The sequence below is a fragment of the Arthrobacter sp. Hiyo1 genome, assembly GCF_001263615.2.
Taxonomy (GTDB): Bacteria; Actinomycetota; Actinomycetes; order Actinomycetales; family Micrococcaceae; genus Arthrobacter.
Window position 1 is genome coordinate 55545 of record NZ_DF952476.1, and the last position, 4657, is coordinate 60201.

8 protein-coding genes are annotated in these 4657 nt (G+C 63.9%); 6 read left to right on the forward strand and 2 right to left on the reverse strand.

The genetic code is table 11. The features are described 5' to 3' along the window. From AHiyo1_RS20690 to mnhG, 6 genes are all read left to right on the forward strand, one after another. A partial coding sequence (locus tag AHiyo1_RS20690; protein ID WP_275937089.1) for an MnhB domain-containing protein occupies positions 1-615 on the forward strand: 615 nt, incomplete at its 5' end. After that, the gene (locus AHiyo1_RS20695) at positions 612-1067 is read left to right on the forward strand and encodes a Na(+)/H(+) antiporter subunit C (protein WP_059389840.1); all 456 of its coding nucleotides are present in this window, start codon (positions 612-614) and stop codon (positions 1065-1067) included. The genes AHiyo1_RS20690 and AHiyo1_RS20695, both read left to right, overlap by 4 nt. Then, positions 1064-2653 carry a Na+/H+ antiporter subunit D gene (locus tag AHiyo1_RS20700; protein WP_059389841.1) on the forward strand — a complete coding sequence of 530 codons (1590 nt, stop codon included), beginning with the start codon at positions 1064-1066 and terminating at the stop codon, positions 2651-2653. The genes AHiyo1_RS20695 and AHiyo1_RS20700 overlap by 4 nt, the downstream gene beginning before the upstream one ends. Then, complete coding sequence (locus tag AHiyo1_RS20705; RefSeq protein WP_059389842.1) at positions 2650-3216, forward strand: Na+/H+ antiporter subunit E; 567 nt, start codon at positions 2650-2652, stop codon at positions 3214-3216. The genes AHiyo1_RS20700 and AHiyo1_RS20705 overlap by 4 nt, the downstream gene beginning before the upstream one ends. Further along, positions 3213-3491, forward strand: coding sequence for a monovalent cation/H+ antiporter complex subunit F (locus AHiyo1_RS20710; RefSeq protein ID WP_059389843.1), 279 nt, complete (start codon positions 3213-3215; stop codon positions 3489-3491). Before AHiyo1_RS20705 ends, AHiyo1_RS20710 begins: the two co-directional genes overlap by 4 nt. Then, positions 3481-3948: a monovalent cation/H(+) antiporter subunit G gene (mnhG, locus tag AHiyo1_RS20715; RefSeq protein WP_084784655.1), complete on the forward strand. Its 468-nt coding sequence runs from the start codon at positions 3481-3483 to the stop codon at positions 3946-3948. The genes AHiyo1_RS20710 and mnhG overlap by 11 nt, the downstream gene beginning before the upstream one ends. On the opposite strand, the gene AHiyo1_RS20720 is transcribed toward mnhG, so the two are convergent. Continuing rightward, positions 3945-4205, reverse strand: a complete 261-nt coding sequence (locus tag AHiyo1_RS20720) for a DUF4235 domain-containing protein (protein ID WP_059389844.1) — start codon at positions 4203-4205, stop codon at positions 3945-3947. The two genes, mnhG and AHiyo1_RS20720, sit on opposite strands and share 4 nt — an antisense overlap. A 51-nt stretch (positions 4206-4256) precedes the next feature. After that, positions 4257-4657: NUDIX domain-containing protein (locus AHiyo1_RS20725; protein WP_340639359.1), on the reverse strand; the 401-nt coding region annotated here is incomplete at its 5' end.

The window sequence follows — 4657 nt, forward strand, 5'->3', positions numbered from 1 at the left end:
CGCAAGTTCGCGGGCTCCCTGACGGACCCCTGGCTCGTGGCCGGCCGAACCCTTGCACCGGAACGGCGTTCCATCATCTTCGAAGTGGTCACGCGGCTGATTTTCCACTCGATGATCGTTTTCTCCGTGTACCTGCTGTTGGCGGGACACAATCTTCCGGGTGGCGGCTTCGCCGGCGGACTCACGGCCGGGCTTGCCCTGACCATCCGTTACTTGGCCGGCGGACGGTTCGAGTTGCGGGAAGCCGCACCGATCAGCGCCGGCATGCTGCTGGGAACCGGCCTTGCGACGGCGGCCGCAGCGGGCTTCGTACCGTTGCTTCTGGGCGGCCAGGTGTTCCAAAGCGCCATCATCGAGTTCTGGCTACCGTTGTTCGGGGACATCAAGTTCGTGACCTCCACGATCTTCGACATCGGCGTGTACCTCGTGGTCGTAGGCCTGGCCCTGGACGTGCTGCGGAGCCTGGGAGCCGAGATCGACGAACACTTCGAAGAGACCGCCAGCGGAGACGTCCGGGATTCAGGGGATGCCCGATTGGAAGTTCCCACCTCCGCACCAACGGCCGCAACCACGGCGCAGTCGGCAACAACCTCGCTCGGGAAGGGGACCCCATGAGCGTCAACTTGACCTTGTTGATCGTCATGGGAGTGCTCTACGCCTGTGGGATCTATTTGATCCTGGAACGCAGCTTGACCCGCGTTCTCCTGGGGCTCATGCTCCTGGCAAACGCCACCAACCTGCTGATCCTCGCGACGGGTGGATATGCCGGACTTGCCCCGCTGTTCAACAAATCGACGGATCCGCGCGACTACAACGATCCTTTGCCGCAAGCGTTGATCCTGACGTCGATCGTGATTTCCTTCGCGGTGACGGCATTCATGCTCGGCATCATCTACCGGACCTGGGCATTGGCACGGCAGGACGACATCCAGGACGACGCCGAAGACAGGCGCGTCGCGAAGACACCCAGCTTTGACGCCGAAGACGACTCGGTGGTTCCCGAGGAAACATCCGAATTCCCGGTTACGGCAGTCACCGAAGCAGCCAAGGAAGGAGGCCCCCTGTGAACATCGCCAGCCTGGCGCCGCTCGCCGTCGTGCTTCCCATCCTCGGTGCCGCACTGACGTTCGCCCTGAACAGGAACCCGCTGGCCCAACGCGCGGTCAGCATCGCTTTGTTGTCCCTCACGTTGCTCCTGGAATGCTGGCTCCTTGCCTCGGTATGGACCACAGGCACCGCATCCGTCACCCTGGGCGGCTGGCAGCCGCCGTTTGGCGTGGTGATGGTGGTGGACCAGTTCTCCTCGCTCATGTTGGTGGTCTCCTCCGTCATCAGCCTCGCGGTGCTGATCTACGCCACCGGCCAGGGCATGGCCGACGGCGACCGTGAGGCACCGGTGTCGATCTTCCACCCGACCTACCTGATCCTGGTGGCCGGTGTCTCGAACGCCTTCCTCACCGGTGATCTCTTCAACCTGTACGTCGGCTTCGAGATCCTGCTGACGGCGAGCTACGTGCTCATGACACTGGGCGGTACCGGTCCGCGCATCCGCGCCGGGGTCACCTACGTGGTGGTTTCCGTCGTGTCTTCGGTGTTGTTCCTGATCGCCATTGCGATGATCTACGGAGCCACCGGAACCATCACCATGGCAGATCTCGCTATAAAGCTGGCCGAATTGGATCCGGGCACCAGGAACCTGCTCCACGTCATGCTGCTCGTGGCCTTCGGCATCAAGGCCGCCGTGTTCCCGCTGTCCTTCTGGCTGCCTGACTCGTACCCGACCGCACCGGCACCGGTCACTGCCGTGTTCGCCGGTTTGCTCACCAAGGTGGGCGTCTACGCCATGGTCCGCACGGAGACCCTGCTCTTCCCGGGCGATACCTTGAACACCCCGTTGATGGTGGTTGCGCTCCTCACCATGCTCGTGGGCATTCTCGGTGCCATAGCCCAGAGCGACATCAAACGATTACTCTCCTTCACCTTGGTCAGCCACATCGGCTACATGGTGTTCGGGCTTGCCATGTCTTCCGTAGCCGGGCTTGCTGCCGCCGTCTTCTATGTGGCCCACCACATCACTGTCCAAACGAGCCTGTTCCTGGTGACCGGCTTGATCGAGCGCCGCGGTGGGAGCTCGTCGGTGGATAGGCTGGGTGGGCTCGCAAAGCTGTCTCCACTCCTCTCGCTCTTGTTCTTCATTCCGGCCATGAACCTCGCGGGAATCCCGCCCTTCTCCGGGTTCCTGGGGAAGCTCGGACTCCTGCAGGCAGGGATCGCCCTCGGGACACCACTGGCCATTACCTTGGTGGTGGGCGGGGTGGTCACGAGCCTCTTGACCTTGCTGGCCATTGCCCGCGTCTGGAACCGCGCATTCTGGCGGAAGCCCGAGGACGCTGACTACCCGGCCGCCGTCCTCAAGGACACTGCCGCCGTCGGCCTGCTTCCGAGGACCATGGTGGGGCCAACCGCCGCGCTGGTGGTCTTTGGCGTGGCGCTGACAGTCTTCGCCGGTCCGCTGTTCCAATTGGCCGGCAACTCCGCGGAACAGATGCTGGACCGTACGGCGTATATCCATTCCGTGCTCGGCGAGAATGCCAAAGTCCCGGGCATCGCTGCGCCGGGTGCGTCGACCCCACTGCAGGGGGTTGGCAAGTGAGCCGCAAGCGGATTTCGTTCCGCACCGAGTTGCCCCTGCTGGTCTGGCTGGTGGTCGTGTGGGGTGCGCTCTGGCGGGACTTCAGCCCCGGCAACCTGGTATTCGGTGCGCTGATCGCCGTGGTGGTAGCCAGGGTCTTCTACTTGCCTCCAGTGGAGCTCAGCGGACGATTCAACGTGCTGCGCGCCATTCCTTTCGCCGTCGTGTTCCTTGGCAAAGTGGTGGCCGCGAGCTTCCAGGTCATGTACCTCGCGGTCTTCCGCGGGCCCTTGGTAACCAACGCCGTCGTCGCTGTTCCCCTCCGTAGCCATTCCGACCTCATGGTGACCGCAACAGGGCACGTGATTTCGCTGATTCCGGGTTCCTTGGTGGTGGAGGTGGACCGCTCGACGTCCACGCTCTATATCCATGGGCTCAATGTCCGCAACGATGTGGACACCGCCAAGCTGCGCAAGGAAGTCCAAGACACGGAGGCCTCGCTGATCCGGATCATGGGTACCCAGGCGGAAATGGACGCACTCCAGGCCGAAGGCTGGCCTGCAACGAGGGGAGCTCGCTCGTGAAAGACATCGTGCTGATCGTCACGGCGGTGATCCTTAGCCTCGCCGCCGCCGGCGCGATCTACAGGATCGCCGTCGGGCCGTCCCTGCTGGACCGGGTGCTCGCCTCGGACGTGCTGCTCGCCATACTGGGTGCTGCGCTGGCCATCGACATGGCCGTCAACAGGCACCTCAACAACCTCGTGCTGCTCGTCGCGCTGACGCTGATCGGTTTCATCGGATCGGTGACGGTGGCGCGCTTCGTGGCCGACCGGAGAGGACAGGTCAATGACTCCTGACGCCACCGGAGCGGATGCCGTCATCGATGCCGTCACCGCGGTGCTGCTGATCGTCGGTGCGGTGATGTCATTGGGCGCGGCGATCGGCCTGTTGCGCCTCCCGGACCTGATGAGCCGCATGCACGCAGCTACCAAGCCGCAAGTGCTCGGGCTGTTCCTCGTCTTGGCGGCCATCGGGCTGCAGATGCGCGAATGGTGGGTGTGGCCGATCCTGGCCGTCGCTTGGATCTTCCAATTGCTGACGGTGCCGGTGTCCGCACACATGGTGGGCCGCGCAGGCTACCGGACCAAGCACCTGCACCCCGAGTTGCTGAGCATCGACGAACTCGAGGCCGTGGTGCTGCGGGCCGCCGGTCAACGGGCAGCGGAGAAAGCCCAAGCCGACCCGACAACTCCCCACAGCGGGAACGGTGGGAGCCCAGGCCCTCACGGCGCCAACGGCGGGCCGTCAGCCTAGACGATGTCCTGTGTCTTCGAGAAACGCGAGATGGCGCGCTGGGTACTGCGGCTCGCGAAAACCTGGATGACGGCGCTGACAGTCGCCGAAATCAGGGCGAAGGTCAGTGCAGAGCGCAGGCTTGCCTCCATATCATCGTGACCCTTGGGAGGTTTCTTGCCGGTGGACTTTTCCCACAGCGCATTGACGAGCTTGGTGCCGACAAAGCCAGCGCCGATGCTCACGCCGGTGCCGAGCAGTTTGATGAGGAGGTTCATTCCGGGACTCCTTGCGGGTGGAAACAGGACCGTCCCCAGCCTAACCCCACTTCAGGGCAGTTCCGGAGCAACGGATGGAGCTTGGCGCCTCTGCCGGAAGAACTCCTCCAAGGCCCCGGGCTTTGGACGGACAGGCACGATGTCACGGTCCTCGCCCAGTATCGCTTCCACTGTGCCGAGGGCGAGGAGCTCATCCAGCAGCGCCAGCGTGGGCGGCATGAGCTTGAGTGTTCCGGCGACTTCGGCGTCCAGGATTCCGCGGACGGGCATCCACAAGGACGACGACGCTTCCGTGGTCTGGTGCCTTGGCTCGGCACCGGAAACCGGGCAGGCAAGGTAGAAGTACGTGTCGAAGCGCTTGGGCTGGTCCTGCGGAGTGACCCAGTTGGCCCACGGGCGGAGGGTGGCGGCGTCAAGCTTCAGCCCGGCCTCTTCGAACACCTCACGCTGCG